Origin of the sequence: Alistipes communis, from assembly GCF_006542665.1 — a bacterium.
Lineage (GTDB): Bacteria > Bacteroidota > Bacteroidia > Bacteroidales > Rikenellaceae > Alistipes > Alistipes communis.
The window spans coordinates 1,425,189-1,450,323 of record NZ_AP019735.1; the positions used below are offsets into that span (position 1 = coordinate 1,425,189).

Annotated in this window: 20 protein-coding genes; all 20 read right to left on the bottom strand. The window is 64.5% G+C overall.

Translation table 11 applies throughout. The annotated features are described in order from the left end of the window. Window positions 1–23: 23 nt before the first annotated feature. Window positions 24–1,310 (bottom strand): gliding motility-associated protein GldE, encoded by a 1,287-nt coding sequence (gene gldE / locus FMF02_RS05875; RefSeq protein ID WP_141412476.1) that lies wholly within the window; start codon window positions 1,308–1,310, stop codon window positions 24–26. A gap of 37 nt (window positions 1,311–1,347) precedes the next feature. Beyond that, a complete protein-coding gene (gene ftsZ, locus FMF02_RS05880) occupies window positions 1,348–2,661 on the bottom strand; it encodes a cell division protein FtsZ (RefSeq protein ID WP_141412477.1) in 1,314 nt (437 codons plus the stop codon). Window positions 2,662–2,769: 108 nt separating this feature from the next. Continuing rightward, window positions 2,770–4,245 carry a cell division protein FtsA gene (gene ftsA, locus FMF02_RS05885; RefSeq protein ID WP_141412478.1) on the bottom strand — a complete coding sequence of 492 codons (1,476 nt, stop codon included), beginning with the start codon at window positions 4,243–4,245 and terminating at the stop codon, window positions 2,770–2,772. A 72-nt stretch (window positions 4,246–4,317) separates the two neighbouring features. Beyond that, window positions 4,318–5,412 (bottom strand): POTRA-like domain-containing protein, encoded by a 1,095-nt coding sequence (locus FMF02_RS05890; protein ID WP_141412479.1) that lies wholly within the window; start codon window positions 5,410–5,412, stop codon window positions 4,318–4,320. A gap of 3 nt (window positions 5,413–5,415) precedes the next feature. Beyond that, on the bottom strand, window positions 5,416–6,798 hold the full coding sequence (murC, locus tag FMF02_RS05895; RefSeq protein WP_141412480.1) for a UDP-N-acetylmuramate--L-alanine ligase: 1,383 nt from the start codon (window positions 6,796–6,798) through the stop codon (window positions 5,416–5,418). Window position 6,799: 1 nt separating this feature from the next. Continuing rightward, window positions 6,800–7,900, bottom strand: a complete 1,101-nt coding sequence (murG, locus tag FMF02_RS05900; RefSeq protein ID WP_141412481.1) for an undecaprenyldiphospho-muramoylpentapeptide beta-N-acetylglucosaminyltransferase — start codon at window positions 7,898–7,900, stop codon at window positions 6,800–6,802. 32 nt (window positions 7,901–7,932) lie between these two features. Then, on the bottom strand, window positions 7,933–9,471 hold the full coding sequence (locus tag FMF02_RS05905; RefSeq protein ID WP_141412482.1) for a YifB family Mg chelatase-like AAA ATPase: 1,539 nt from the start codon (window positions 9,469–9,471) through the stop codon (window positions 7,933–7,935). A gap of 4 nt (window positions 9,472–9,475) precedes the next feature. Further along, window positions 9,476–11,044, bottom strand: a complete 1,569-nt coding sequence (gene dnaB / locus FMF02_RS05910; protein WP_019130700.1) for a replicative DNA helicase — start codon at window positions 11,042–11,044, stop codon at window positions 9,476–9,478. 259 nt (window positions 11,045–11,303) lie between these two features. Further along, window positions 11,304–12,026 (bottom strand): ComF family protein, encoded by a 723-nt coding sequence (locus FMF02_RS05915; protein ID WP_141412483.1) that lies wholly within the window; start codon window positions 12,024–12,026, stop codon window positions 11,304–11,306. Continuing rightward, window positions 12,010–14,268: a replication restart helicase PriA gene (gene priA, locus FMF02_RS05920; protein WP_141412484.1), complete on the bottom strand. Its 2,259-nt coding sequence runs from the start codon at window positions 14,266–14,268 to the stop codon at window positions 12,010–12,012. Before priA ends, FMF02_RS05915 begins: the two co-directional genes overlap by 17 nt. Window positions 14,269–14,276: 8 nt before the next feature. Further along, window positions 14,277–15,194, bottom strand: a complete 918-nt coding sequence (locus FMF02_RS05925; RefSeq protein WP_026074950.1) for a YitT family protein — start codon at window positions 15,192–15,194, stop codon at window positions 14,277–14,279. 62 nt (window positions 15,195–15,256) lie between these two features. Then, window positions 15,257–16,171 (bottom strand): YitT family protein, encoded by a 915-nt coding sequence (locus tag FMF02_RS05930; RefSeq protein ID WP_019130696.1) that lies wholly within the window; start codon window positions 16,169–16,171, stop codon window positions 15,257–15,259. A gap of 12 nt (window positions 16,172–16,183) precedes the next feature. After that, a complete protein-coding gene (gene mnmL, locus FMF02_RS05935; protein WP_141412485.1) occupies window positions 16,184–17,134 on the bottom strand; it encodes a tRNA modification radical SAM protein MnmL/YtqA in 951 nt (316 codons plus the stop codon). Between the two features lie 150 nt (window positions 17,135–17,284). Continuing rightward, on the bottom strand, window positions 17,285–18,550 hold the full coding sequence (locus tag FMF02_RS05940) for a DNA/RNA non-specific endonuclease (protein WP_141412486.1): 1,266 nt from the start codon (window positions 18,548–18,550) through the stop codon (window positions 17,285–17,287). A gap of 257 nt (window positions 18,551–18,807) precedes the next feature. Beyond that, window positions 18,808–19,260, bottom strand: a complete 453-nt coding sequence (gene dtd / locus FMF02_RS05945; RefSeq protein WP_141412487.1) for a D-aminoacyl-tRNA deacylase — start codon at window positions 19,258–19,260, stop codon at window positions 18,808–18,810. Beyond that, window positions 19,248–19,955, bottom strand: coding sequence for an RluA family pseudouridine synthase (locus tag FMF02_RS05950; RefSeq protein WP_141412488.1), 708 nt, complete (start codon window positions 19,953–19,955; stop codon window positions 19,248–19,250). The genes dtd and FMF02_RS05950 overlap by 13 nt, the downstream gene beginning before the upstream one ends. A gap of 1 nt (window position 19,956) precedes the next feature. Further along, window positions 19,957–20,412: a cytidine deaminase gene (locus FMF02_RS05955; protein WP_019130691.1), complete on the bottom strand. Its 456-nt coding sequence runs from the start codon at window positions 20,410–20,412 to the stop codon at window positions 19,957–19,959. Between the two features lie 292 nt (window positions 20,413–20,704). Further along, window positions 20,705–21,406 (bottom strand): SIMPL domain-containing protein, encoded by a 702-nt coding sequence (locus tag FMF02_RS05960; RefSeq protein ID WP_141412489.1) that lies wholly within the window; start codon window positions 21,404–21,406, stop codon window positions 20,705–20,707. Window positions 21,407–22,219: 813 nt separating this feature from the next. After that, window positions 22,220–23,629, bottom strand: a complete 1,410-nt coding sequence (rlmD, locus tag FMF02_RS05965) for a 23S rRNA (uracil(1939)-C(5))-methyltransferase RlmD (RefSeq protein ID WP_141412490.1) — start codon at window positions 23,627–23,629, stop codon at window positions 22,220–22,222. 153 nt (window positions 23,630–23,782) lie between these two features. Continuing rightward, on the bottom strand, window positions 23,783–24,940 hold the full coding sequence (locus FMF02_RS05970; protein ID WP_141412491.1) for a hypothetical protein: 1,158 nt from the start codon (window positions 24,938–24,940) through the stop codon (window positions 23,783–23,785). Window positions 24,941–25,135 lie beyond the last annotated feature (195 nt).

Here is a 25,135-nt window from a genome sequence, read left to right on the forward strand (position 1 = left end):
TGGGGAATCCGGTGCGCGGCCGTCTATTCGGGCAGCGTCACCTGTACCTTGTCGATGCGTCGGCCTTCGATCGTGTGGGCCGTGAAACGGAGGTCGTGCGTGGTCACGACGTCGCCCTTTTTCAGAAAATCGCGCTTGATTTCGAGCATCAGTCCCGCCAGCGTCTCGGCCTCGCCCTTGACGTCGGCGAAGGTGTTTTCGGGCAGTTGCAGGATGCGTTCGAAGTCGCCGATGTGGGTCTTGCCGTCGAAGAGGTAGTTGCGGTCGTCGAGCTTGGTGTAGGCGCTTTCGACGGCGTCGCTCTCGTCCGAAATCTCGCCGACGATCTCTTCGAGAATATCTTCGAGCGAGACGATGCCCAGCGTCGAACCGTATTCGTCGACCACGACGGCCATGTGTACCTTGTTCGACTGAAACTCTTCCAGCAGGTCGTTGATCTTCTTGTGTTCGGGCACGAAATAGGCTTTTCGCAACAGTTGTTGCCAGCCGAATTCGTCGCCGTTGTTGATGTAGGGCAGCAGATCCTTGACGTAGAGGATTCCCTTGATATTGTCCAGATCCTCGTCGCAGACCGGAATGCGCGAGAAGCCCGAAGCGATGATGCGTTCCTTGACGCTCAGGTAGTTGTCGCCTATTCCGACGGCGACGACATCCACGCGGGGACGCATGATCTCCTGCACCTCGGTGTTGGCGAACTTGACGATGCCCGAGAGCATGTTGTGCTCCTCGGCCGAGGCGGTGGCGGTCATGTCGACGGCGTCGGCCAGCTCGTCGAGCGAAATCTCGTTGCGACGCGCGGCGTGTTCGCTGATCGTGCTGCTCGTGCGGATCAGGATGTAGGCGAAGGGGCGCATCAGCCAGCGCATCAGCAGGATGGGGCGCGCTACCGTACGGGCGAACCGCAGGGGGCGGCTCTGGGCGAATACCTTGGGGATGATCTCGCCGAAAAGCAGCAGCAGGAAGGTGGCGATGACCGATTCGAAGAGAAAGCGCATGCCGGCCGAGCCGAACGTGAAGAGCAGGTTGATGATGCGTGCGGCCAGGATGACGATGCAGATGTTCACCAGATTGTTGACCACCAGAATCGTAGCGAGCAGTTGATCGACGTCGCCGAGCAGCCGCAGAATGGCGTCGTTCGAAGATTTTTCGGGATGTGCCTTGATGTCCCGTATGTCGTGCGGTGTGAGCGAGAAAAACGACGTCTCGGCGCCCGAAACGAGGGCCGAGACCGCCAGCAGGCACACCGCGACCGCTCCCGGCAGGAGCAGACCGATGTCTACGGGGTTGAGTGTGACCAGACTGCCTTCCAAATTCGTTTATTTTCGTTTTGCACTGCCTGCCGACGGATCAGTCGAAGAGCGAGCCGCCCTTCTCCTGCGGAGGTTTCGCCGCGGCGTCGCCCTCCTCCTTGAGCACCTCCTTGCGGCTGGTCGAGGTCTCGACGATCAGCTCGGCCTTGCGCGTCCGGTAGGCCGGCACGGCCAGTTGCGCCTCGATGTTCTTGTAACGTGTCGGCCGTTCGCCCAGCATCACCTGCGTCATGGGCCGCAGCGTCGGCACGGGGCGCGGTTTGATCGGTTCGAGCACCGTGTTCTCTTCGCGGGGCTGCGCGGCGAGGATGTCGGCGGGCGGGACGACCGGTTTCGCGGCGCGCTCGATCGCCGCGCTGTCGAATCCCGTCGCCACGACGACCAGCTCGATGCGCCGCCCCAGCTGCGGTTTGACGCTCGTGCCCCAGATGATGTTGGCGTCGTGCACCGTGCCGTCGGGGGCCTGTACGCTGGCGTGCGACTGGATGTATTTCAGGATCTCCATCACCTCGTCCAGCGCCAGCGAATCGGCGTCGGAGGTCGAGATGTTCAGCAGGATGTTTTTCGCGCCCGATATGAGCGTATGGTCGAGCAGCGGCGATTCGAGCGACGCGCGGGCCACCTCTGCGGCGCGGTGCTCGCCTTCGGCCGTAGCCACCGACATGTGGGCGCGGCCGCTGTCGCGCATCACCTTCGACACGTCGGCGAAGTCGACGTTGACCATGTCGCTTTCGACGGTGATGATCTCGGCGATGCCCTTGGCAGCTGATGCGAGGATGTCGTCGGCCTTGCCGAAGGCTTGTTTGAGCGAGAGGCGGCCGTACATCTCGACGATGTTCTCGTTGTTGATGACCAATAGCGAATCGACGTTGCGGCTCAGCTCCTCGATGCCCCGAAAGGCCTGTTCGTAGCGGATCTTGCCCTCGACGGCCAGCGGCGAGGTGACGATACCGACGGTGAGGATGCCCATTTCATGCGCCAGTTTGGCGATTACGGGCGATGCGCCCGTGCCCGTGCCGCCGCCCATACCGGCCGTCACGAAGAGCATCCGCGTGCCGGCCGCTTCGAGCCTGCGGCGGATGTCGTCGAGCGATTCGATGGCCGCCTTGCGTCCGTTTTCGGGATCGTTGCCCGCACCGAGACCTTCACGCCCCAGCTGCACCTTCTCCTCGACGGGACTGTTGTCCAACGCCTGTGCGTCGGTGTTGCAGACCATGAACCCGACGTCCTTGATGCCGAGGTTCCACATGTGGTTCACGGCGTTGCCGCCGGCACCGCCGACGCCCACCACCATGATTATCGAAGATTTATCTTTTGCCGCAGCAATTTCGTTCATCAGATCGTCACTCATAATTCCTTAACCTCTTTTTCGTCGGGCGTTCGTTCCGGTTGCCGGCCGGTTTTGTGTTTTCTCGTTCGTATTGTTTCGGCTTCCCGCCGCCTTGCCCGGTCGGGCGACTCAGATTTCTTCGTCTTCCGATCCGGTGAAGAAGTCGTCCAGGCGGGTTCCCAACTTCTGTTTGAGCTTGTCGAGCAGGCCCCGTTTCGGACGATGCGGCGTCTCGGCGGTTTCGGCTGCGGCCCCTTGCGCCGCCCCTTCCGTTGCGGCGTTCGCCGCGGGTGTCGTCGGCGGGGGAGTCGGTGCGGCCGCGGGCCGCGGTGTGTAGGGCGCTGCCGAAACGCCTGTCGCGGGCTTCCCGGCAGAGTAAGGGGTCGCGCGCGGGATCGTCGGCCCGGCGGGCTGTGCCGCACCTCCCTGACGCGGGATATCGGTCACGGCGCAGTCGCCGTGGGCGGCGCCGCGGAGCAGCAGTCCGACGGCCGTCGAGTAGGCCGGCGAAGCGACCTTTTCCCGCGACGTCTCGTCGACGGCCTCTTCGGCCGTGCCGATGCGGACCTCCATGCCCGTTACGCGGCGGAACAGTTCGTCGATATGTTGCAACTGCGCCGAGCCGCCCGTCAGCACGATGCCGTAGGCCAGCTTGTCGCCGAATCCCGAATCCCGGATCTCCTGCGCGACGTATTCGGCGATGTCGCGGGCGCGCGATTCGATCACCACGGCCAGGTTGTGCAGCAGGATATCCTTGGTCTCCTTGGCGGTGCGTCCCTTGACGCTCACCATCTTGTTTTCGGGCGCCAGCTCGGCGACCGCCGAACCGAATTTGCGTTTGAGGCTGTCCACGTGGCGTTCGAGGATGCCCAGCGTGCGGATGTCGTTGTTGATCGCCCCCGCCCCCATGGGGATGGTGGCGATGTAGCGCGGCACGTTGCGGTAGTAGACCGCCACGTCGGTCACGCCGCCGCCGATGTTGACCACGGCCGCACCCTCCTCCTTCTCGTCCGCCGAGAGGACGGCGGCGCCCGTCACCAGCGCGTTGGCGTACATCCCCAGCGAGCGGATGCCCAGCCGGCGCAGCGCCAGGTTGAGCCGTTCGATCGGGGTTTTGGCGCAAAGGATGAAGTTGAAGGTCGATGCGAGCCGCTTGCCGAACGATCCGACGGGGTCGGCCACCTCCTGGTTTTCGTCCACGAGGTAGTTTTGCGGGATGCGCTCCATGATCGTCTCGTCGTCGGGGGCCTGCACGTTGCGCATACGGTCGAACAGCGCCTCCACGTCGGTGCGGTTGACGCCGTTCTGCGGATCGGAGGTGAAGACGTGGTCGGTGTGGCGGGCGCAGCGTACGAAATCGCCCGAAATGCCGGTGTAGGCTTCGGTGATACGGATGCCCAGCTCCTCGCCAACGGCCTCGACGGCCGCCTTGATGGAATTGCTCACCTGCTCGATATTCGTAATCATGCCCGCCTTCACTCCCTGCGAAGGTTTCGAGACGATGCTGCGGACGACCGGACGTCCCTCGGCGTCGCGTTCGGCGACGGCCACCACGACGTTCGACGATCCCAGGTCGATTGCGACGATGTAATTCTTCTTCTCCACGTTTGTCAGCTTTGTTTCATCGGGCGTTTGCCTTGCGGACGGTCTTTCGGCCGCCGCTCCGGTGCAGACGCTCTATTTTGTGCACACCACTTGTTCTTTGTATTTGACGTTGATCGTGCGGTACTCTTCCCATCCGATGTTCCGCAATCCGCGGCGGTAGAACGTCAGCAGTTTCGCGAGTTTCTCCTCCGCGTCGTCGGGGCTGCCGAAGATCACCGTATGGCTGCCCGTGCGGGGTACCAGTTCGATCTCGGGCGCTCCGTCCGGGCCTTTCGCCACGACGATCTGGACGATCTCCGATCGCCAGAAATCGTCCTTTTCGACGAGCACCACAAAGTTAAGCAGTTTCAGGAAATCTTCGTAGCTTTTCCGCAACTTTTTTTGTTTTTCCCGTTCGGCCGCCTGCCGGGCGGAGATTTTATCGATGCGCTCCTGCAAGACCCGCGCCGTATAGCGGTATTCGCGGCGCAGCCGCGCCTTTTTTTCACGCAGCTCCTTCACGCGGCGCTCGAAATTTTCGCGGCGTTCGAACAGCCCTTTCTTGATCGTCATGCGCCGCAGCGCCTTGATGTTTTCGTCGTTCTCGCGCTCGGCGCGGTAGAGAGGATATTTTTCGCGTTCGATCTCGGCGATGCGGCCCTCCGATTCGGCGATCCGCGCGGCGGTGTAATCCGCTATCGATCCCGTGTAGGAGGCCGGAGCGGGCGGGGCGTAGGAACCGGTCATCACCGGAACGTAGAGCGCCGACGACTGCGGCGCCGCGAAGAGATACCCTTCGTCGGTGGCGTAGGCGTTGTAGCCGTCGAACAGCAGCCGCACGACGGGACGGCGCTGGCGTACGGCGATGCGCAGCACGCCGCCGTAGTCGATCGAGGCGGTGGCGTCGGCCACGAACCCGTTGCGCAGGATCAGTCCTTCGATGCTCCGCAGGTCGACCTCGCGCGCCGCCGCACCGACGGTTTTCACGCCGCTGCGCGCCAGCCACTGCCGTACTGCGCCGCCCGTGACGAGCTGCCCGTGCGACGAACTGTCGGCGATCTCGATATCGAGCCGCTGCACGACGAGCTGTCGCCGGTGAGTCCGCACCCGTGCGGCCGAGTAGACGATGTACCCGGCCACGGCGGCCCACAGCAGCCCGATGAGCGTGTATCGCAGCGGTCTGGGCATCCGTCAGGCTTTTTTACGCAATACGTCCGCCACGGCATCGCAGCAGGCGTCGATGTTGCCCGCCCCGAAGCTGACGACCACGTCGGTCGCGGCTGCGCCGAGCGTCGCCGCCAGCGCTTCGCGGCCGACGATGCGGCACGGTACGGTGACCCGTTCGGCGATGATCTCGGAGGCGATGCCCTCGATCGGCTCCTCGCGTGCGGGATAGATCGGCAGCAGCAGCACTTCGTCGGCCTGCGACAGCGCCTCGGCGAACTCGCGGTAGAAGTCGCGCGTGCGGGTGTAGAGGTGCGGCTGGAAGACCGCCGTCACGCGCCGGCCGGGAAACATCCGCCGCACCGAGGTGAGCGCGGCGGCCAGTTCGCGCGGATGGTGGGCATAGTCGTCCATGTAGACCTGCCGCGGGGTATTGACGTAGAATTCGAAGCGGCGTTTGACCCCCTCGAAGGCTGCCAGCGCACGCCGCAGTCGCTCTGTGTCGAGCGTCCCTCCTTCGGCGCGGGCGGCGCACCACATCGCCGCGACGGCCGCCACGGCGTTTTCGACGTTGACCCAGCCGGGGATCCCCAACGTGCAGTCGGCGATCACACCCGACGGCGTGACCAGATCGTAGCGGTAGTGTCCGCCCTCGATGAGCCGCACGTCGCGGGCGTAGAAGTCGCAGGGGGTGTCGTAGGCGTAGCGGTAGACCGTGACGGCGTCGTTGCGCAGCGCCACGTCGACGCCTGCTTTGAGTACCAGCGCGCCGCCCGGCCGGATGCGCTCGATGAACTGTGCGAAGGCCTCCTTCACGGCTTCGTGGGTGCCGTAGATGTCGAGATGGTCGGCGTCTACGGCCGTGACGACCGCCACGTCGGGCCGCAGGCGGAGGAACGAGCGGTCGAACTCGTCGGCTTCGACTGCGAGCCGCGGCCCGTCGCCCAGCACCAGATTGCTGCCGAAGTTCTTCGAGATGCCGCCCAGAAAGGCGCTTCCGGCCCCTTCGACCTCGCGGTTGAGCCATGCGACGAGCGTCGAGGTGGTGGTCTTGCCGTGCGTGCCGGCCACGGCCATCACGTATTTGCCGGCCGAGAGGTGGCCCAGCATCTGCGACCGTTTCTCGACGGTGAAGCCGTGGTCTCGGAACCAGCTCAGTTCGGCGTGGTCGTCCGGCACGGCGGGGGTGTAGACCACCACGGTGCCCTCCCGCTCGCGGAACGGGGCGGGAATGGCCGCCGTGTCGTCCGTGTAGTGAATGGCGGCTCCCTCGGCCGCGAGCGCCTCGGTGAGTGCCGACCGCGTGCGGTCGTAGCCGGCCACCTCGCGGCCTTCGTGGAGGAAATAGCGGGCCAGCGCGCTCATGCCGATACCGCCGATGCCGATGAAATAGATGCGTTGTATCTCCATCTTACCAGATTTTTTCGATTTCGTCGACGATCCGTTCCGCCGCGTCGGGCACGGCCAGCGCCGCGATGTTGCGGGCGAGCAGCGTCCTCCGTGCGGGGTCGGCGAGCAGTTCGCCCGCCGTCTCCATGGCCCGTGCGGGCGCTTCGGCGTCGGCGACCAGAACGGCAGCCTGCCGGTCGACGAGCGCCTGCGCGTTCTTGGTCTGGTGATCTTCGGCCACGTTGGGCGAGGGGACGAAGAGCGTGGGCTTGCCCACCAGACACAGCTCCGAGACGGAGCAGGCGCCGCTGCGCGACACCACGACGTCGGCCGCGGCATAGGCGCGGTCCATACGGTCGATGAAGGCCCCCTGCCAGACGCCCGGCGCGGGATGTTCTTCGAGAAAGCGCCGCATCTCGGCCTCGTAATATTTGCCCGTCTGCCAGATCACCTGGAACGGCGGCCGGAACTCCTGCCGCGCGAGCCACGCCTTCATCGTCTCGTTGAGCGTGCGGCAGCCCAGCGAGCCGCCCACGACGAGCACCGTGGGGCGTGCGGCGTCCAATCCGAAAGCTGCCAGTCCTTCCAGCCGGTCGGCCTCGGTCGGCACGGCGAAGCGTCCGCGCAGGGGATTTCCCGTGTGCACGATCCGCTCGGCGGGGAAGAAGCGCTCCATGCCGTCGTAGGCCACGCAGATACGCCGCGCACCGTGTGCGAGGATCTTGTTCGTCAGACCGGCGTAGGAGTTCTGCTCCTGAATGAGCGTCGGGATTCCCGATCGCTGCGCGGCCCACAGCACGGGCCCCGAGGCGTAGCCGCCGAATCCCACCACGACGTCGGCGCCGAACTCGCAGATCGTGCGCCGCGCACGGCCGACGCTTTTGAGTACCTTGAAGGGCAGCGCCAGATTCGACAGCGCGAACCGCCGTTGCAGTCCCGCCGTCGGCAGCCCTACGATGCGGTAGCCCAGCGCCGGAATCTTCTCCATCTCCATTTTGCCTTCGGCGCCGACGAAGAGGAGTTCCACCCCGTCGCCGCAGCGGCGTTGAAGTGCTTCGGCCACTGCGACGGCCGGATAGATGTGGCCGCCTGTGCCGCCGCCTGAAAGAATCACCCGTTTCATCTGTATGTAATATTCATTCTTAATTTTTTCAGTCATCGTCCCCACGACTCGCGGTCGAGCGAGCGGTAGCCGATCGCCTCGGCGATCGGCGCCGTGCCGATCCGCTCGTCGCCCGCCAGATCGGCGATCGTGCGCGCCACTTTCAGGATGCGGTCGTAGGCGCGTGCCGAGAGGCTGAGCCGCTCCATGGCCCGTTCGAGCAGCGTGCGCGCTTCGGCGTCGATCGGGCAGTATTCGCGCACCATGCGGCCCGTCATCATCGCGTTGGTGTAGACGCCGGCCACGCCCCTGAATCGGTCGCGCTGCACTTCGTGGGCGCGGACGACCCGCCGGCGGATCGCGGCGCTCGGTTCGCCGCGTTCGGCGGAGGCCATCTCCTGAATCGATACCGGCGTCACCTCGATGTGCAGGTCGATGCGGTCCATGAGCGGGCCGGAGATACGGCCCAGATAGCGGTGTACGGCGCCCGGCGGGCAGGTGCATTCGCGCGTAGGATGGTTGTAGTAGCCGCACGGGCAGGGATTCATCGCCGCCACCAGCGTGAAGTTGGCCGGATACTCGACGCTGTAACGCGCCCGCGAGACGGTGATGCGCCGCTCTTCGAGGGGCTGCCGGAGCACTTCGAGCACGTTGCGGCCGAATTCGGGCAGCTCGTCCAGAAAGAGGATGCCGTTGTGCGCCAGCGACACTTCGCCCGGACGGGGCGACTGTCCGCCGCCGATGAGCGCCACCTGCGACGAGAGGTGGTGCGGTGCGCGGAAGGGCCGTTCGGCGAGCAGGCCGCGGTGCGCTCCGATCTTGCCCGCGACGGAGTGGATCTTGGTCGTTTCGAGCGCTTCGTCGAGCGTCAGCGGCGGCAGGATCGAGGGCAGCCGGCGTGCGAGCATCGTCTTGCCCGAACCCGGCGCGCCGATCATCAGCACGTTGTGGCCGCCCGCCGCCGCGATTTCGAGCGCCCGCTTGACGGCCGCCTGCCCCTTGACGTCGGCGAAATCTTCGGCGTAGCCGCCCTCTTCCTCCGCGAAGGCGGCGGAAGCTGCCGCCGGTGCGATCGTCCGGTCGCCGCGCAGGTACTCCACCGTCTCGCCCAGCGATGCCGCACCGATCACCTCCACGCCCTCGACCACGGCCGCTTCGCAGGCGTTGTCGCACGGGACGATCAGACGCCGCAGCCCCTCTTCGCGGGCCTTGACGGCCATCGGAAGGATGCCGCGCACAGGTTTGAGCGTCCCGTCGAGCGACAGTTCGCCCGCCAGCATCGTCCCGTCGAGCGCCTCGGCCGGAACCTGCTCCGTGGCGGCGAGGATGCCCACGGCGATCGGCAGGTCGAAACCCGCCCCCTCCTTGCGCAGATCGGCCGGAGCGAGGTTGACCACCAGCTTCTTGCCCGTCATCCGCAGCCCCGTGTTTTCGAAGGCTGAGCGAATGCGCTGTTCGCTCTCCTTGACGGCGTTGTCGGGCAGCCCGACCAAAAAGAGGCCCAGTTGTCCGGCCGCGGCGACGTTGACCTCGACCGAGACCGTCACGGCGTCGATGCCTGCGACGGCTCCTGCTGCGATACGGACGAACATGGCCTTAGAAGGGGGCTTCGTCGCCGAGCGGGCGGGGCGTGATGTCGAATTCGGTGGAGACCATCGATGCGGGACCGGGGGCGAAGCCTGCCGGTGCGTTCGAATCGCTGGCGAAATCGTCGTACTGCTGCCCCGGTGCGGGCGCGCCGCCCGGCAGCAGGTCGGCGTCGTCGATGTCGGCGAAGCGCGCCTGATCTTTCAGGAAGCGCAGCTTGACGTCGGTCACGGCGCCGTTGCGGTGCTTGGCGATGATCAGCTCGGCCATACCCGCCGTGGGCATTCCGTTCTCGTCCTGGTTGATGCCGTAGTATTCGGGACGGTGGATGAAGGCCACGATGTCGGCGTCCTGCTCGATGGCGCCCGACTCGCGCAGGTCCGACAGCTGCGGCCGCTTCGAGCCGCCGCGCAACTCGGTCGAACGGTTCAGCTGCGAAAGGGCGATGATCGGGACGTTGAGCTCCTTGGCGATGGCTTTGAGCGTGCGCGAGATGAACGACACCTCCTGCTCGCGGTTGCCTCCCTTGGCGGCCTGCGGGCCGCCGGTCATCAGTTGCAGGTAGTCGATCATGATGATCTTGATGTCGTTATGTATTTTCAGACGGCGCGCCTTCGAGCGGAACTCGAAGACCGACAGCGCCGGCGTGTCGTCGATGAAGAGTTTGGCGCTTCCCAGCGGCTTGGTGGCCGATTCGAGGTGGCGCCACTGTTCGGGCGAGAGCCGTCCCAGTTTGAGATCGTTGCCCGGTATGCCCGTCTCGGCCACCACCAGACGCATCATGAGCTGGTGCGCCGGCATTTCGAGCGAGAAGAAGGCGACCGCCTGCTCGTGGTCGACCGACATGTTGCGCGCCATGGTGAGCGTGAAGGCCGTCTTACCCATCGAGGGGCGGGCGGCGATGATGATCAGATCCGACGGCTGCCAGCCCATCGTCACGCGGTCGAGCGCCATGAAGCCCGACGGCACGCCGTTGAAGGCGCTCTTGTTCTTGGCGTTCTCCTCGATCTGCGCCAGCGTGCGCGCCAGCACGTCGGCTGCCGACTGCACGGAGCGTTTCACGTGTCCTTCGGCCACCTTGAAGATCTCCTGCTCGGCGAAGCCGATCAGGTCCGTCACGTCGGTCGATTCGTCGTAGGAACGGCGCTGAATTTCCGTGGCCGAGCGGATCAGTTCGCGCTGCACGTACTTCTGCGCCACGATTTTGGCGTGGAACTCGACGTTGGCGGCCGAACCGACCTTCTGCGTGAGCTGCGCCAGATAGGAGGCGCCGCCCACCTTTTTGAGCTCCTTCTTGACTTTGAGCCGCTCGGTGACGGTGTAGAGGTCAATCGGCTTCAACTCCGACGACAGCTCCTCGATGGCGCGGTAGATCAACCGGTGCTCCTCGGTGTAGAAGGCTTCGGGGGTGACGAATTCCTGTACGGTGATGATCGAGTCCTTTTCGAGCATCAGCGCACCCAGCACGGCCTCTTCCAGTTCGACGGCCTGCGGCGGGACGTTGCCACCCATTTCGGTCAGTGCGGCGTAGGCTTCGCGGTTGCGTGCGGACGGTGTCGTATTGTTTTCTTGTGACATGGCATTCGGTTTCGGATTCAAAATTACGCAAAGCTGCGCAATAAATAAAATTAAGCGTGAAAAATAAAATATCCGTCCGCATAAACGGCCGGAGACGTTTCGTGCCGAGAGGAGCATCGCCCGGCGATGTCGGCAGTCCGTCACCGCCCCGCGCGGCGGCCTGCAACTCGCTCCGGCTCGTGCGGCTCCTTCGCCGACGGCGAACCGGAGCTGCATCCGCACCGTTCGCAGAGCGTCTGACGGTACATTTTCCCGCCCGTCATCCGTCGAGGCCGAACTCCCGCTGCGGGACGGCCAGCACCGCGACGCTCAGCCGGCAGTCGGGCGCGGTGCGCAGGATCGTCTCGGCGCATGAGAGCAGTGTGGCGCCCGTAGTGAGCACGTCGTCCACCAGCAGGAGATGGTGCCCCGCGAGCCTTTCGGGACGGCGTACGGCGAAGATTCCCTCGACGTTGTCCCACCGCTCGGCGTGGCGGTGGAGCGCCTGTGCGGGGTTGTTGCGGATGCGGCGGACGCTGTGGCGGTCGACTTCGGCGCGGAGCGCGCGGGCGATCCCCTCGGCCAGGTACTCCGCCTGATTGTAGCCGCGGCGCAACCGTTTGCGCCAGTGGAGCGGCACGGGGACGATCCGGTCCACCGTGTCGTAGAGGCCGCTGTCGGCCAGGCAGTGACCGTACCATACGCCCATATCGCGTGCAAGGCGCCATGCGCCGTCGTATTTGAAGCGGTGGATCAGCTCGCGCCACCCGCTGCCGGGGATGAAGTAGAGGAAGGCCGAGGCCTGTTCGACGGGAACCAGCGCCGAGAGCCGCTCCCACAAGGGATTGTAGGTCGCATAGCAGAAGCCCGTGAGCGGCACGGCATAGCGGCAGCGGGTGCAGACCACGCGGCTGCCGGGCGGCATCTCGCCGCCGCAGACCGGACACCGCACGGGAAAGAGCAGCCGTCCGACGCCGCGCACCGTATCACTGAGGATCGACATCGCAGCTGAGCGTTACGGTTTGGAACTCTTTCGCACCGAGCGTCTGCCGGAGCACCTCGCGCAGCACTTCCCGGGCACGGGAGGCCGAGGCGCCGCTCTCGATTTTGAGCAGGAATTCGGTGATGTACTCCTCGCGGATGCGGTCGACGGGCGGAGCGACCGGCCCCATGGCCCGTCTGCCGAAACGGCCGCGCAGCGCCACGGCGAGCGCCGCCGAAGCCCGGTAGAGCAGGTCGCGGTCGCGCTGGCGGAGCGTCAGGCGGATCAGCCGTGCGTAGGGCGGATAGGCGAAGGCGCGGCGTTCGGCCAGCTGCGTGCGCGCCATCGCTTCGTAGTCGCCCGCGGCGACCTGCCGGATGACGGGGTGTTCGGGCTCCGTGGTCTGGATCACCACTTCGCCCGCCGCGTCGCGCCGTCCGGCGCGTCCGGCCACCTGCGTCATCAGCTGGAAGGCGCGTTCGGCGGCGCGGAAATCGGGTGCGAAGAGCAGGTTGTCGGCGTTGAGGATGCCTACCAGCGAGACCCGTGCGAAGTCGAACCCTTTGGTAATCATCTGCGTGCCGACCAGCAGGTCGCTCTGCCCGCTCTCGAAGCGGTCGATAATGGCGCGGTAGGCGCGTTCGGAGGTGGCCGTGTCGCGGTCGAGCCGCTCGATGCGCGCCGCGGGGAAGAGGCGCGCCAGCTCCTCCTCGACCTTCTCGGTGCCGAATCCCGCGGGGGTTACCTCACCGGCCCTGCACGCCGGACAGCGGACGGGGACGGTTTCGACGTGGCCGCAGTAGTGGCATTGGAGGCGGTGGTCGCGCTTGTGGTAGGTGAGCGTCACGTTGCAGCGGGGGCAGCGGGCCGTCCAGCCGCAGGCGCGGCACTCGACGTAGGGGGCGAATCCGCGGCGGTTCTGGAAGAGCATCGCCTGCTCGCCGCGGGCGAGTACGTCGGCGAGCTTGTCGAGCAGCAGGCGGTTGAAATGGGTCTTGCGCTCGTTGCGCTTGACGGCGCGCAGCGTGTCCGAAACGAGCACGAGCGGCGGCCGAGCGTCGCCGTAGCGCTCGTCGAGCGTCGCCAGCCCGTACTTGCCGCCCAGTGCGTTGGCGTAGCTTTCGAGCGAGGGGGTGGCGCTGCCCAGCACCGTGCGGGCCTCCCGCAGGCGTGCCATGACGACGGCCACGTCGCGGGCGTTGTAGCGCGGCTGCGCGTCGGTCTGCTTGTAGCCCGTGTCGTGCTCCTCGTCGACGACGATCAGTTGCAGGTGCCGCAGCGGCAGAAAGAGCGCCGAGCGGGCGCCGACGACCAGTTCCCCGCCGTCGGAGCGCGTCAGGCGCAGGTAGCTTTCGGTGCGGCGCGCGAGCGTGAGCTTCGAGTGGTAGGCTGTCACGCGGCTGCCGAAGATGCGTTCGAGCCGCGCGATGAGCTGCGCCGTGATGGCGATTTCGGGCACGAGCAGCAGCACGTCGCCGCCGCGGACGAGCGCCTCGGCGATCAGGTGGATGTAGAGCTCGGTCTTGCCCGAACCGGTGATGCCGTGCAGCAGCACGGTGCGGCGTCCGGCGTCGAAGTGGCCGCGGATCGTATCGAGGCAGCTCTGTTGGGCCGGTGTGAGTGTCGGAAGCTGGAACCGCACGCAGCCGCGTTCGACGCTCCGTTCGCGGCGGGTGAGCGTGACGAGGCCCTTCTTCTGCAATGCCGCCAGCGTCGCGGCGTCGGCCTCCAAGAGCCGTCGGGGCACCTCGCCGGTCGAGATGCGGTCGCCGCCCTCGGCCGAAGCGATGGCCAGGAGCGCGGCGTACTGGCGCGGCGCCCGCCGCGAGAGCCGCTCCATGAGGTCGTGGAACCGCTCCTCGTCGTGCAGCGAGGCGTCGAGCGCCGCGTAGAGCTCGGTGCGGGGGCGGTATTCGCGGTCGGCGAACTCCTGTTCGCTGTTGCCCGACGGCTTGATCGTCTGCGGCAGGGCGAAGCGCATCACCTCGCCCAGCGTGCAGAGGTAGTAGTCGGCCATCCACTCCCACAGGGCGCGCTGCCGTGCGTCGAGCAGCGGACGGTCGTAGAGTACCCGCGAGACGGTCTTGATGCGGGGGAAGTCGGGCCGCCGGCCGTGGATGCGCCAGACGATGCCCGTGTAGATGCGCCGCGCCCCGAACTGCACGGCCACGGCCTGCCCCTCCTCCACGTCGAGACCGTCGGCGACGGCGTAGGTGTAGGCGGGCTGCGCCAGCGGCAGGACGATATCGGCGTAACGCTCCATCGGGCAGGTCAGCGGAGTTGGGTCAGTTTGCGGAATCCTTCGCCGTAGGTGCCCGAAACCGATGCGATGGTGACGAAGGCTTTGGGGTCGACGTCGCGGGCGATGCGCAGGACGTGTCCCGCGTCGCGCTTGTAGCAGACGACCATGACGATGCGGATTTCGTGGCGCGAGTAGCCGCCCGTGGCGTCGATGAGCGTCACGCCGCGGTCGGCTTCGTGCAGGATCGCTTCGGCCATGCGGTCGTAGTCGGCCGTGACGATGAAGATCTGGTTCGACTGCTGGCTGCCGGCCATGAGCAGGTCGACCGACGTGCCGACGACCACCGTGACGATGTAGCCGTAGACCACGTCCGAGAGGCCGTAGCCTACCAGCAGCGTCGAGCCGATGATGAGTATGTCGGTGTAGATGATGACTTTGCCGTAGGCGACGCCCCAGTATTTGTGGAAGATTTTGGCGACGATGTCCGTGCCGCCCGTGGCGCCGCCGGCGGTGAAGCAGACGGCCATGCCGGCGCCTGCGAGCAGTGCGCCGAGGATGATCGTGAGCAGCTTGTCGTCGAGTCCCAGCACGTCGCCCGACGGCGGGTAGTGGACCATGAAATAGGGTTCCATGAGCGCCATGAATCCCGATGCCACGACGATGCAGAAGAGAGTCTTGAAACCGAAGTTCCACCCCACCGTCAGCCCCGACAGGAGCAGCAGGAAGGCGTTGATCGTCAGGAATACCGTACCGATGCGGATGTCGACGCCCCACATTTCGGCGGCCGTGTGGCTGACGATCATCGCCAGCCCCGTGCCGCCGCCGGCGGCCACCTCCATGGGCTTGATGCAGGCGATCCACCCGAACGAGTAGATCAGCAGGCCCGCGGTCATGAGAACATATTCCCGAAGGGTTTTCAGCAGGTTGGGGAAGGCAATGTTTCGCATAGGCGCTATCGATTGGCGACCGTCGCGGCGGACGGTCGGAGGTTTCGGTTGAGGAGCGGTCGTCAGACCTTGTTGAGGGCTTCGAAGCCCTTGCCGTAGACGCCCATGACGGAACCCACGGAGATGAAGGCGTCGCCGTCGACGCCGCGCACCAGTTTGAGCAGCTGGGAGGTTTCGCGCTTGCGGCAGACCACGACCACGACTTTGATGTCCTCCTTCGAGTACCAGCCCGTAGCGTCGAGGATCGTGGCGCTGTGGCGCGTGGTGGCGATGATCTGGTCGGCCATCGCCTCGTAACGGCGCGTGAAGACGAAGATCTGGCTCGACTGCTGGTTGCCGGCCTGGATCACGTCGACCGTATAGCCCAGCACCGCCGTGACGACGAAGCCGTAGATGACCGAGTCGACGCCCATGTCGCCCACGAACAGCGACGAGAGGATGATCATCGAGTCGACGGTCATCACGATGCGGCCGTAGCTGATCGTCTTGTACTTGTTGACGATCATGGCGATGATGTCCGTGCCGCCCGTCGAGCCGCCCTGCCGGAAGCAGATGGCGATGCCGATGCCGGCGATGATGCCGCCCAGGATGACCAGCAGGATGCGGTCGCTGACGGGATCGAGCGCGAAGAGCGTCTGCCCGGCCGGCGTAACGGCAGCCAGCAGCGGTTGCAGCACCGACATCGTGACCGAGAGCATGGCGATGCAGAAGATGGTCTTCATGCCGAAGTTCCACCCCACGATCGTGCCGCCGATGAGCAGCAGCACGCCGTTGACGATGAGCGTCAACATGCCGATGGGCAGTCCCGTGATATGGTAGAACAGCAGCGACAGACCGGCTGCACCGCCTCCCAGCGTGTTGGCGGGCATGATGCAGGCCAGCCACCCGAACGAGTAGATGAACATGCCGAAAATCATCCAGACATATTCGAGGACGGTTCCGACGACCGCCTGACGGTTTACCCTGGGTCTTTTCATGACAGCGAACGATTAACGCTGCGAAGATACGAAAAATTCGCCCTGATGCGCGTTTTTTTCGACGAGTCTTTTTTCGAGCATCCGCCACAGCGCATCGCCGCGCAGGTTGCCCCACGGCCGCCGGCAGCGGATGCGGGGCGGCGTCTGGCCCGCGATGCGTTCGACGGCGATGTCGGGCCGCAGGCGGCGCAGGATTTCGGCCGTCAGGTCGACGTATTCGGCGGCCGTCCAGCGGCGGAACCGCGCGGGCTCCGCGTCGTAGAGGTCGGTCATGCGCGTCCCCTCGACGAACTGCAACTGGTGGAACTTGACCGTGGCGAGCGGCAGCGCGTTGATGATGCGCGTGCGGTCGAGCAGCTCCGCGTCGCTCTCGTCGGGCAGGCCGAGGATGAAGTGCGCGCCCACGGCGACGCCGCGTGCGGCCGTCGCCTCGACGGCGCGTCGTGCCGCGGCGAAGTCGTGGCCCCGGTCGATCGTGCGCAGCGTGGCGTCGGAGGTCGATTCGATGCCGTACTCGACGCAGACGTAGGTGCGGCGGGCGAGGTCGGCCAGATAGTCCAGCTTGGCCGCATCCACGCAGTCGGGACGGGTGCCCACGACGATCCCCGCGACGCCGGGGCAGGCGAGCGCCTCCCCGAAGAGCCGTTGGAGCCGTTCGAGCGGCGCATAGGTATTGCTGTACGACTGGAAGTAGACCAGGAATCCCGTTCCGGCCGGAAACCCGCGCCGGTGGAAGGCGATCGCGTCGTCGACCTGCTGCCGGACGGTGCGGCGCGGGTCGCAGTAGGCGGGCGTGAAGGCCTCGTTCGAGCAGAACGAACAGCCGCCGTGTCCTACCGTGCCGTCGCGGTTGGGGCAGGTGAAACCTCCGTCGACCGGAAGTTTCTGTATCGGCCGGCCGAAGGTGCGGCGGCAGTAGGCCGCATAGCTGTGATAGGGTCGTGCGTCGCCCCAGGGGTACATGTCAGGGTCGAAAATCGGTTTTTTGTTTTATCGTTCGGTGCGGTTATACGAGGACCGCTCCCCGTTTCGACGGCCGTCGTGTTTCCCGACATTGCCTCTTCGACGGTCCGAACTCTGTGGCGGGTGTCGAGGGGCAATGCCGGGATACGATCAGAAGTTCCAGTCGCGTGTGTCGTAGGTGTCCTTCGGAGCGTTGGGAACGTTCATGAAGAATTTGTGTCCGGTCTTCGCTTCGAGATCGGAGACGCGCATGAAGATGCCTTTCGAGTCGAATTGAGCGGGTTTCGTCACGGCGTTCTTCGAGTAGGACTTGTGCTCGATAAACAGGGCGATGCATTGCAACTCGTCGCGCGTACAGTTCACCACCCATTTCTTTCCGGCGCTCTTCTTGGCTTTGAGCAGCACGGTGAAATAGTGGGTCGGGATCGTCGTACCGGAGACCTTCTTGTTGGTGTTGGCCCAATAGCAGCCCACCACCTGATAGCAGGTATCGGCCAATCCGCGCCACTGCTCGTCCACCCAGTCTTCGGCGGTGTTCCACTGACCGCCGCCGCCGTTGAAATAGTCGTTTTGGCCGAGTTGGGGGCCGATGTTCGAGAAGTACATCACCTGGCTGTTGGCCTCGCGGCTTACCAGCCGCTCGGCGGATCCGAGCATGTGCCCGCGCGTGTAACCGTCCCATTTCCCGACCTGTTCATAGGGCAGGTCGGGATCGTCCTTGTAGGAATTTTTGCGCTCGACGTTCTTCTTCGCATAGGCGTCGTGCAACGGCGCGGCGACCCACACGGGGCAGAGCTTCGATTTGCTGTAACAGGCGGTGAAGTTGCGGGCTCTGGCCCCCTTTTCCATCGCGCATTCATGGTCGACGTAGAGGTAGTCGCCGTTCGACACTTCGTTCGGCAGTTCCGCCCAGCCTTTGTGGCGGGTATTGTTGTCGGGCGGCGTGACGGCGCCTGCCTCGGTGGTGAACCCGACGGCCGTGCTGCGCCAGGTCTTCGACGGCGTGACGACGTAGGCCGCGACCTCGTAGGAGGTGTTTTCGCTCAGACCGGTGAAGGTGTAGCGCAGCGAGGTCGCTGCCGTACCGCACGACTGCCTGGTCTCGGCGCTCTGCCCCGCCTTTTTCAGCAGGAAACCCGCGTCGGTGACCGTCGCTTCGCCTTCGCAGGTGTAAGTGACGGCGGCCGTGGCCGAGGTGGCGGTGCGCTCCGAGACGGTCAGCGTGCCGAAGACGATCTTCCCGTCGGGTGTCGGTTCGGGCTCCTCGCCCTTTTCGAGCGTGGTGAACGAAATCGTTTCGCTGCGGAAGGTATGGCCTCCGGCAACTACATAGCAGTAGAGTTCGTAGTCGGTTTCGGGCGCGAGGTCTCGCAGCGTGCAGGCCGGTTCGGTCGACCGTTCGCAGACGACCGTCACGGGCGCACCCCCCCCCCGCAGGCGTACAGACGAAGCCGTTCTCCTTGACTAGGAATCCTCCCAGATAGAGATAGCTGGCCGAGAAGTCGGCCGAGGTGGCCGCCGGAGTGGCCTTTACGTTCGAAAACCGGCACTCTTCGCGCGGATCGGAGGGCGAAGGTTCGCCGCCCGGCGTGTCGCTGTCGCTGCAAGACACTGCCAGAAGCAGGATCGGGAGCGTGAAAGTCAGGTAAAAGCGTTTCATCGTATAAGTTGTTTCACTCTTTGTTTTTCGAATCGATCCAGATCGTCACCGGCCCGTCGTTGACCAGTTCGACGGCCATGTCGGCGCCGAACTCGCCCGTGCGGACGGGGCGGCCGCTCGCGGCTGCGAGCGCCGCGACGAACCGCTCGTACATCGGTCGTGCGAAGGCTTCGCCCGCGGCGCGGAAATAGGAGGGGCGGTTGCCCTTGCGCGTCGAGGCGTGAAGCGTGAACTGGCTCACGACGAGCAGCTCGCCCGCGGTCTGCCGCACGTCGAGGTTCATCACCCCCGCTTCGTCGTCGAAGACGCGCAGGCGCGAGGCTTTGCCCGCCAGATAGTCGATGTCCTCCTGCGTATCGGCCTCCTCGATGCCGACGAGCAGCAGCAGTCCCGCTCCGATCGACGAATGGAGTGTGCCGTCGATCGTGACCGAGGCGCGGCGGACGCGTTGGATCAGCAGGCGCATGGTTCGGAGGCGTTACGGGCGAAGAAGGCCCAGAGGTTGTCGCCGGCGGGGACGGGGGCCGTGATGCGCACCGGCTCCCGACGGACGGGATGCGTGAATTCGATCGCCCGCGAGTGGAGCGAGATGCCGCCGTCGGGGTTCGAGCGGCGGGCGCCGTATTTCAAGTCGCCCTTGATCGGGCAGCCGATCTTCGAGAGCTGGGCGCGGATCTGGTGGTGGCGGCCCGTAAGCAGTTCGACCTCGACGAGCGTGTAGTTGGTCGAGGCGCCGAGCGTGCGGTAGCGCAGCCGCGCCTCCTTCGCTTCGGGTTTCGGGGCGTCGCAGGCGCGCGAGCGGTTGGTGCGGCCGTCGCGCAGCACCCAGTGGCGCAGTTCCCCTTCGAGCGGGTCGGGCCGCTGTTCCGTGACGGCCCAGTAGGTTTTGCGGATTTCGCCCGAACGGATCATTTCATTGAGCCGCACCAGCGCCTTCGAGGTCTTGGCGAAGAGCACTGCGCCGCTCACGGGACGGTCGATGCGGTGCACGACGCCGAGAAACACCTCGCCGGGTTTCGCGTCGCGGCGTTTGATGTAGGCCTTGATCTGGTCTTCGAGGGCGCTTTGGCCCGAAGGATCGGGTTGTACGAGGTCGCCGCAGCGCTTGTTGACCACCAGCAGGTGGTTGTCTTCGTAGAGAATATCGTCGGAAGAGAACATCTCAGAGCTTGAAGGTGAAGGGGAGGAGTTTCTCGGCCGTATCGACCGCGCTGGCCGTACCGCCGCCCGACATGACGATGCGCATGGGCCGCCCCTGCCGGCGTTCGACGTCGACCATGACCTGCCGGCACTGGCCGCAGGGATAGCATTCGCGCGGCGACGGGTCGGAGGCGATGGCGAGCGTCTCGATCGGATCGTCGGGAAAGTTGGTCTGGACGTAGAAGAGCAGCGAGCGTTCGGCGCACAGCCCCGCGGGGAAGACTTCGCTCTCGAAATTTCCGGCGTGGAGCACCTTGCCGCTGGCAAGGCGTGCAGCCGCACCCACACGGAATTTCGAGTAGGGTGCATGGGAGCGGCGCGTGGCGCGCTCGGCCTCGGCCACAAGCGTCCGGTCGGCTTCCGGCAGCTCGGCCGTCGAGGCGTAATGCTCGTAATCGTAAGAGAGTTTCGTCTTCATAGGCACCTCCTCTTGAAATCAGGTGGAAAAGTTTGTAAAGATAATACTATTTTTTCGAACAATTCGACGTCTATTCCGATATTTTTCGGAAGAATGTCGCGTTTTTCATGCGGAATCGTGCGAATCCGTCAGTGCGGAGGCGTCGTTTCGGGTCGTTTCAGAAGAGCAGTCTCCCGTATGAAATGCGGCGGGATGCGTCTTTTTCATCGGTCGGAGATTTGAAAACGGCCCGACGAGTCGTCTCGCCGGGCCGGAACTGAAAAGTCGTTTTCGGGGGAAGTTGTGCCCGGAATTATTCGAGCACGAATTTGGCCTGTATGCTGTATTTGAGCTTGATCGTCTTGAAGTCCAGTCCGGCTGCTTCGCCCGCCGCCTCGGCTGCGTCGTTGGCTACCGCAGCCTTCATGCTGCGGGCCATGAAGACGTTGCCGTAGTAGGGCACGACGTCGTTGTTCGAATCGTAGATGTAGAAGCATTTGCCCGCCTTCTGCCCGATGGCGCCGGCCAGCGTTTGGGCGTTGGCCTGCGCGCTCTTCATGGCGGCGATGCGCACTTCGTTCTTATACTGATCCAGTTGCGAGTGGGTCACCTTCTCCATCGAAACGTTCGAAATGCCCAGATCGTTGAGCGATCCGAAAACCTGCGCCACCTGTTCCGGTGTGTTCAGTTTGAGCTGGAACTGTTTCCATGCCAAGGCGTTGCCCTTTTTGAAGTATTCGCTCGACATGTCTACTACGCGAAGCTGCTTCTGCGTGTCGACGCCCAGTTTTTTCAGCGCGTCGAGCATGGCGCGCTCCTGCGTCTGGATCGAGATCTTACCCTTCGAATCCTTCTCGTTGATCGTGACCGAGAGGTAGAATTCGTCGGGAGTGATCTCCTTTTCGGCCTGGCCCCAGACCTGAATATAACTGGCGTCGAATTTCGAAGCCTGTTCCTGCGCCGCCGCGGGGAGTACCGACAGCATGACCGCAGCCATTAAAATGAGTTTTTTCATAGCGTATTTCCGTTTTAAGGTAACTCCTTTGCAAATAAAACGCCGCCTTGTGCGGAATCTTGCATGAAGCGGCGAAAAATTTAATGTTGCTGGCGGACGGAGGCTGCCGCTCTTCGGCCGCAGCCGAAGAGCGAATCTTTCGAAATTGTATTTTGGCAGGCTTCCGGTCTGCGGGATCGCACTGCGAAAACAACCCAATTCTCACTTCGGAAAGCATTCCGCACCTCCGATTGGACGTTTCCTGCGGGGAGCAGGTTTACCACCTTTTGTCACTAAAAGGTGGTGCCAAAAGCGTCCGCCAGGCGAAAAGCTGCGGGAAACTCACAGCGCCTCGCTAAAACGGGCGCCTGTCGCGGGTTTGCAAGCAAACCGGCCCCGTTTTTTAACGCTCGTCGCTGCTCGTTTCTTTTTCCGCACTTTTCGCAATGCGGAGACTGTTGTGCGCTTCGCGCAACAATGATTTTGATTTCTTTTACTCAGTTTTAGCAGGTCTCCGGTCTGCGGGATCGCACTGCGAAAATAGCGGAAGCAGAGACGGCAGCAGCGCGAGTGCCCGGAGCGGGAGTGCAAAACAGCGGAGTCTTTTGTGCCCGCTCAGCGAGCGCGGGTGTCGTCACCCGCTACTTTTCGCTGTGCTTGATCTTTTGGTGCTTTTGGATCAAGCCAAAAGCACAAGAAAAGAATCTGTGAGAAGAAAACTTTTCGAGCGATCCTTTGCAATGCGGAAGTTATTGTGCGCTTCGCGCAACGATGATTATTTGCTGGTGTCCTGTTTTTAGCAGGCCTCCGGTCTGCCCGAATGCACGGCTTTCGCTACCGCCGCACGAGCTTCACCACGTTCTCCACGTGGTGCGTGTGGGGGAACATGTCGACGGGCTGTACCGCTTCGACGCGGTAGGCGCCGTCCATGAGCGCCAGGTCGCGCGCCTGCGTGGCGGGATTGCAGCTCACGTAGACGATCCGCTCGGGGGCGGCGCGCAGGATGACGTCGATCACGGGCTGGTCGACCCCCGCGCGCGGCGGATCGAGGATGATGACGTCGGGGCGGCCGTTGGCGGCCACGAACGCGTCGTCGAGCACCGCCTTCATGTCGCCGGCGTAGAAGCGCGTGTTGCCGATGCCGTTGAGCGCCGAATTGACCTTCGCGTCGTCGATCGCTTCGGGGACGTACTCCACGCCCACGACCTTGGCGCAGCGTGCGGCGCAGAAGTTGGCGATGGTGCCCGTACCGGTGTAGAGGTCGTAGAGCGTCTCGCCGCCGGTGAGCGCCGCGAAGTCGCGCGCCACCTTGTAGAGTTCGTAGGCCTGCGCCGAATTGGTCTGGTAGAACGATTTGGGACCCACCTTGAAACGCAGCCCCTCCATCTGTTCGAGGATATGGTCCTTGCCGCGGTAGAGTACGGGCGTGAGGTCTGCCAGCGAGTCGTTCCACTTGGTGTTGACCACGTAGAAGAGCGACGTGATCTGAGGAAAACGTTCCGCGACGTGGCTCATCAGCGCTTCGATGCGGGGAGTGTCCTCCTCGCCGAATACGACGATGGCCATGACCTCGCCCGTCGAGGCGGTGCGGACGATGAGGTTGCGCATCAGCCCCGCGTGCTCGCGGATGTTGTGGAACGAATAGCCGTGTTCGAGCGCGAAGCGCTTGATCTCGTTGCGCAGCGCGTTCGACGGCTCGGGCTGCAACCAGCACTTTTCGATGTCGAGCACCTTGTCGAAGAGGTTGGGGATATGGAATCCCAGCGCGGGGCCGGCGTCGATGTCGCCTCCGGCGGCAATCTCCTCGTAGGTCATCCAGCGGCGCGGTGCGAAGGTGAATTCCAGCTTGTTGCGGTAGAACTGCGTCTCGGCCGAGGCGAGGCAGGGACGGATCTCAGGCAACTCGATCTTGCCGATGCGGGCGAGCTGGTCGCGCACCTGCTCGGTCTTGAAGCGGAGCTGTTCGGCGTAGGGAAGGTTCTGCCATTTGCATCCTCCGCAGACGCCGAAATGGGCGCAGAAAGGCTCGACCCGCAGCGGCGAGCGGTGCACGTAGCGTACGACCGTCCCCTCCATGAAGCGGCGGCGACGGTTGCGGATCTGCACGTCGACCAAGTCGCCCGGCACGGTCATCGGGACGAAGACCACCTGATCCTGCCAGCGTCCCATCGCCTTGCCTTCGGCGGCGAGCGTCGTAATTTCCAACCCTTCGATGAGGGGATAATTCTGTTTCCTGCGAGCCATAGCTTTTCCCTTTACGCCCGCAAAAATACAATAAAATCCGTGATTATCCGCTTCGAAGTCCCGACGGTCGAAGATTCCCGTTGCTGCGCAGCGGCGCAAACGCTTCCGACTGCCGCCTCGGCGACCGTGAAACGGGGTTCGGAAGGGTGTCGGCTACTCCTGTTTCGTGCGATCGGCCTTGCGACGGCGTGCCCGTTCGCGCCAGCCGCCCGCCCAGAAGCCCAGCAGGAAGGGAACCCCGACGAGCGCCGCGACCAGCAGGACGATCCAGAACACCACCTTGCCTACGAGCGCCGGCAGTGCGGCCAGCGTTTTGGCGATCGCGTCGTCGGCGGCCTGCTGCGCCTGCGCGACGAGCGCTTCGCGTTCGGCCGAAACGTAGTGTTGCAGCGCCATGCGCTGGCGGTCGATGTCGGCGAAGGCGTTGTCGACGCCGGCGTTGAAAGTCGCCATGGCTTCGGCGAGCGCTGCGTTGAGTTCGGCGGCCACCTCGCGCGAGACGCCCGGCAGATCCTCGGCTACGGCCGTCAGACGGTTGAAGTCGCGTTCGAGCGAATCGAGCTGCATGGCCAGCCGGTCGCGCAGGCTGTCCTGGCGGATGCGGAGCGAAAGGAGGTCGCCCGTCCAGTCGATCGCGTTGGTCGTCTGCTGCGTCACGCCGCCGATGCGGTCGCCCATGTCGGCCATCACTTCGGCGATGGTTCCCACCGGATAGAGCGCTTCGATGCCGTGGGCACGCAGGAAATCGACCCACGGCAGCATCGTGCGGTCGGGTTGCACCTCGTCGCCGGGTGCCGGCAGGGGTTGTGCGGCGACGAACTGCCGCATCAGCTCGTAGCGCTCGGGTGTCAGCAGGTCGGAGGCCAGGTGTCGGGCCTTGCGGTGGAGGCGCGATGCGGTGCGCCGCGCCAGCGGCGAACCTGCACCGAAAAGCAGCGAGTCGGGCCGTGCGGCGAAGAGCGAATCCATGTTGCGGTAGAGCATCCACGTGTCGAGCAGGGCCAGTTCGGGCGCCTGCTGCATGGCGGCGTCGACGGCGGCGCGTGTCGTGCGCAGTTTCCACCGGATCGTGCGGCGTTGGAGCTCGGCGTCGTCGCTGCCGGCGGCGATCGAGTCGGCGGCGGCCGTCACCTCGTCGGAGGCTTCGTAATAGAAACCACGCGTGAGGAGCCGCATGCGTGTCTCCTCTTTCGAGAGCGGTTCGCCGCCCGTATCGACCGAGAATTTCAGCAGCGAGCATCCTGTCAGCAGCGTCAGCGCCGCGAGGATCGCGGCGGCTTCAAACGGGCGGATTCGTATTCCGTTCATCATGTCGTGTACAGTTTTATGCCGTGAAGGACGACCGCAGTCGGCGCCTCCTTTGACAAAGATACGAATAAGCGAGGGCAATGTCAAATTTATTTGCACATTGCCGAGCGGGAGTATCTTCGGCGCAGCCAAAGAACGAATAAGCGAGGGCAATGTCAAATTTATTTGCGCATTGCCGAGCGGGAGTATCTTCGGCGC

Coding starts and splice junctions, on each gene's coding strand:
- ftsZ (WP_141412477.1), bottom strand. CDS start 2,661: ATGAGTGACGATCTGATGAACGAAATTGCTGCGGCAAAAGATAAATCT.
- FMF02_RS05890 (WP_141412479.1), bottom strand. CDS start 5,412: ATGCCCAGACCGCTGCGATACACGCTCATCGGGCTGCTGTGGGCCGCC.
- murC (WP_141412480.1), bottom strand. CDS start 6,798: ATGGAGATACAACGCATCTATTTCATCGGCATCGGCGGTATCGGCATG.
- murG (WP_141412481.1), bottom strand. CDS start 7,900: ATGAAACGGGTGATTCTTTCAGGCGGCGGCACAGGCGGCCACATCTAT.
- FMF02_RS05905 (WP_141412482.1), bottom strand. CDS start 9,471: ATGTTCGTCCGTATCGCAGCAGGAGCCGTCGCAGGCATCGACGCCGTG.
- dnaB (WP_019130700.1), bottom strand. CDS start 11,044: ATGTCACAAGAAAACAATACGACACCGTCCGCACGCAACCGCGAAGCC.
- FMF02_RS05915 (WP_141412483.1), bottom strand. CDS start 12,026: ATGTCGATCCTCAGTGATACGGTGCGCGGCGTCGGACGGCTGCTCTTT.
- priA (WP_141412484.1), bottom strand. CDS start 14,268: ATGGAGCGTTACGCCGATATCGTCCTGCCGCTGGCGCAGCCCGCCTAC.
- FMF02_RS05925 (WP_026074950.1), bottom strand. CDS start 15,194: ATGCGAAACATTGCCTTCCCCAACCTGCTGAAAACCCTTCGGGAATAT.
- FMF02_RS05930 (WP_019130696.1), bottom strand. CDS start 16,171: ATGAAAAGACCCAGGGTAAACCGTCAGGCGGTCGTCGGAACCGTCCTC.
- mnmL (WP_141412485.1), bottom strand. CDS start 17,134: ATGTACCCCTGGGGCGACGCACGACCCTATCACAGCTATGCGGCCTAC.
- dtd (WP_141412487.1), bottom strand. CDS start 19,260: ATGCGCCTGCTGATCCAACGCGTCCGCCGCGCCTCGGTCACGATCGAC.
- FMF02_RS05950 (WP_141412488.1), bottom strand. CDS start 19,955: ATGTTCTCTTCCGACGATATTCTCTACGAAGACAACCACCTGCTGGTG.
- FMF02_RS05955 (WP_019130691.1), bottom strand. CDS start 20,412: ATGAAGACGAAACTCTCTTACGATTACGAGCATTACGCCTCGACGGCC.
- FMF02_RS05960 (WP_141412489.1), bottom strand. CDS start 21,406: ATGAAAAAACTCATTTTAATGGCTGCGGTCATGCTGTCGGTACTCCCC.
- rlmD (WP_141412490.1), bottom strand. CDS start 23,629: ATGGCTCGCAGGAAACAGAATTATCCCCTCATCGAAGGGTTGGAAATT.
- FMF02_RS05970 (WP_141412491.1), bottom strand. CDS start 24,940: ATGATGAACGGAATACGAATCCGCCCGTTTGAAGCCGCCGCGATCCTC.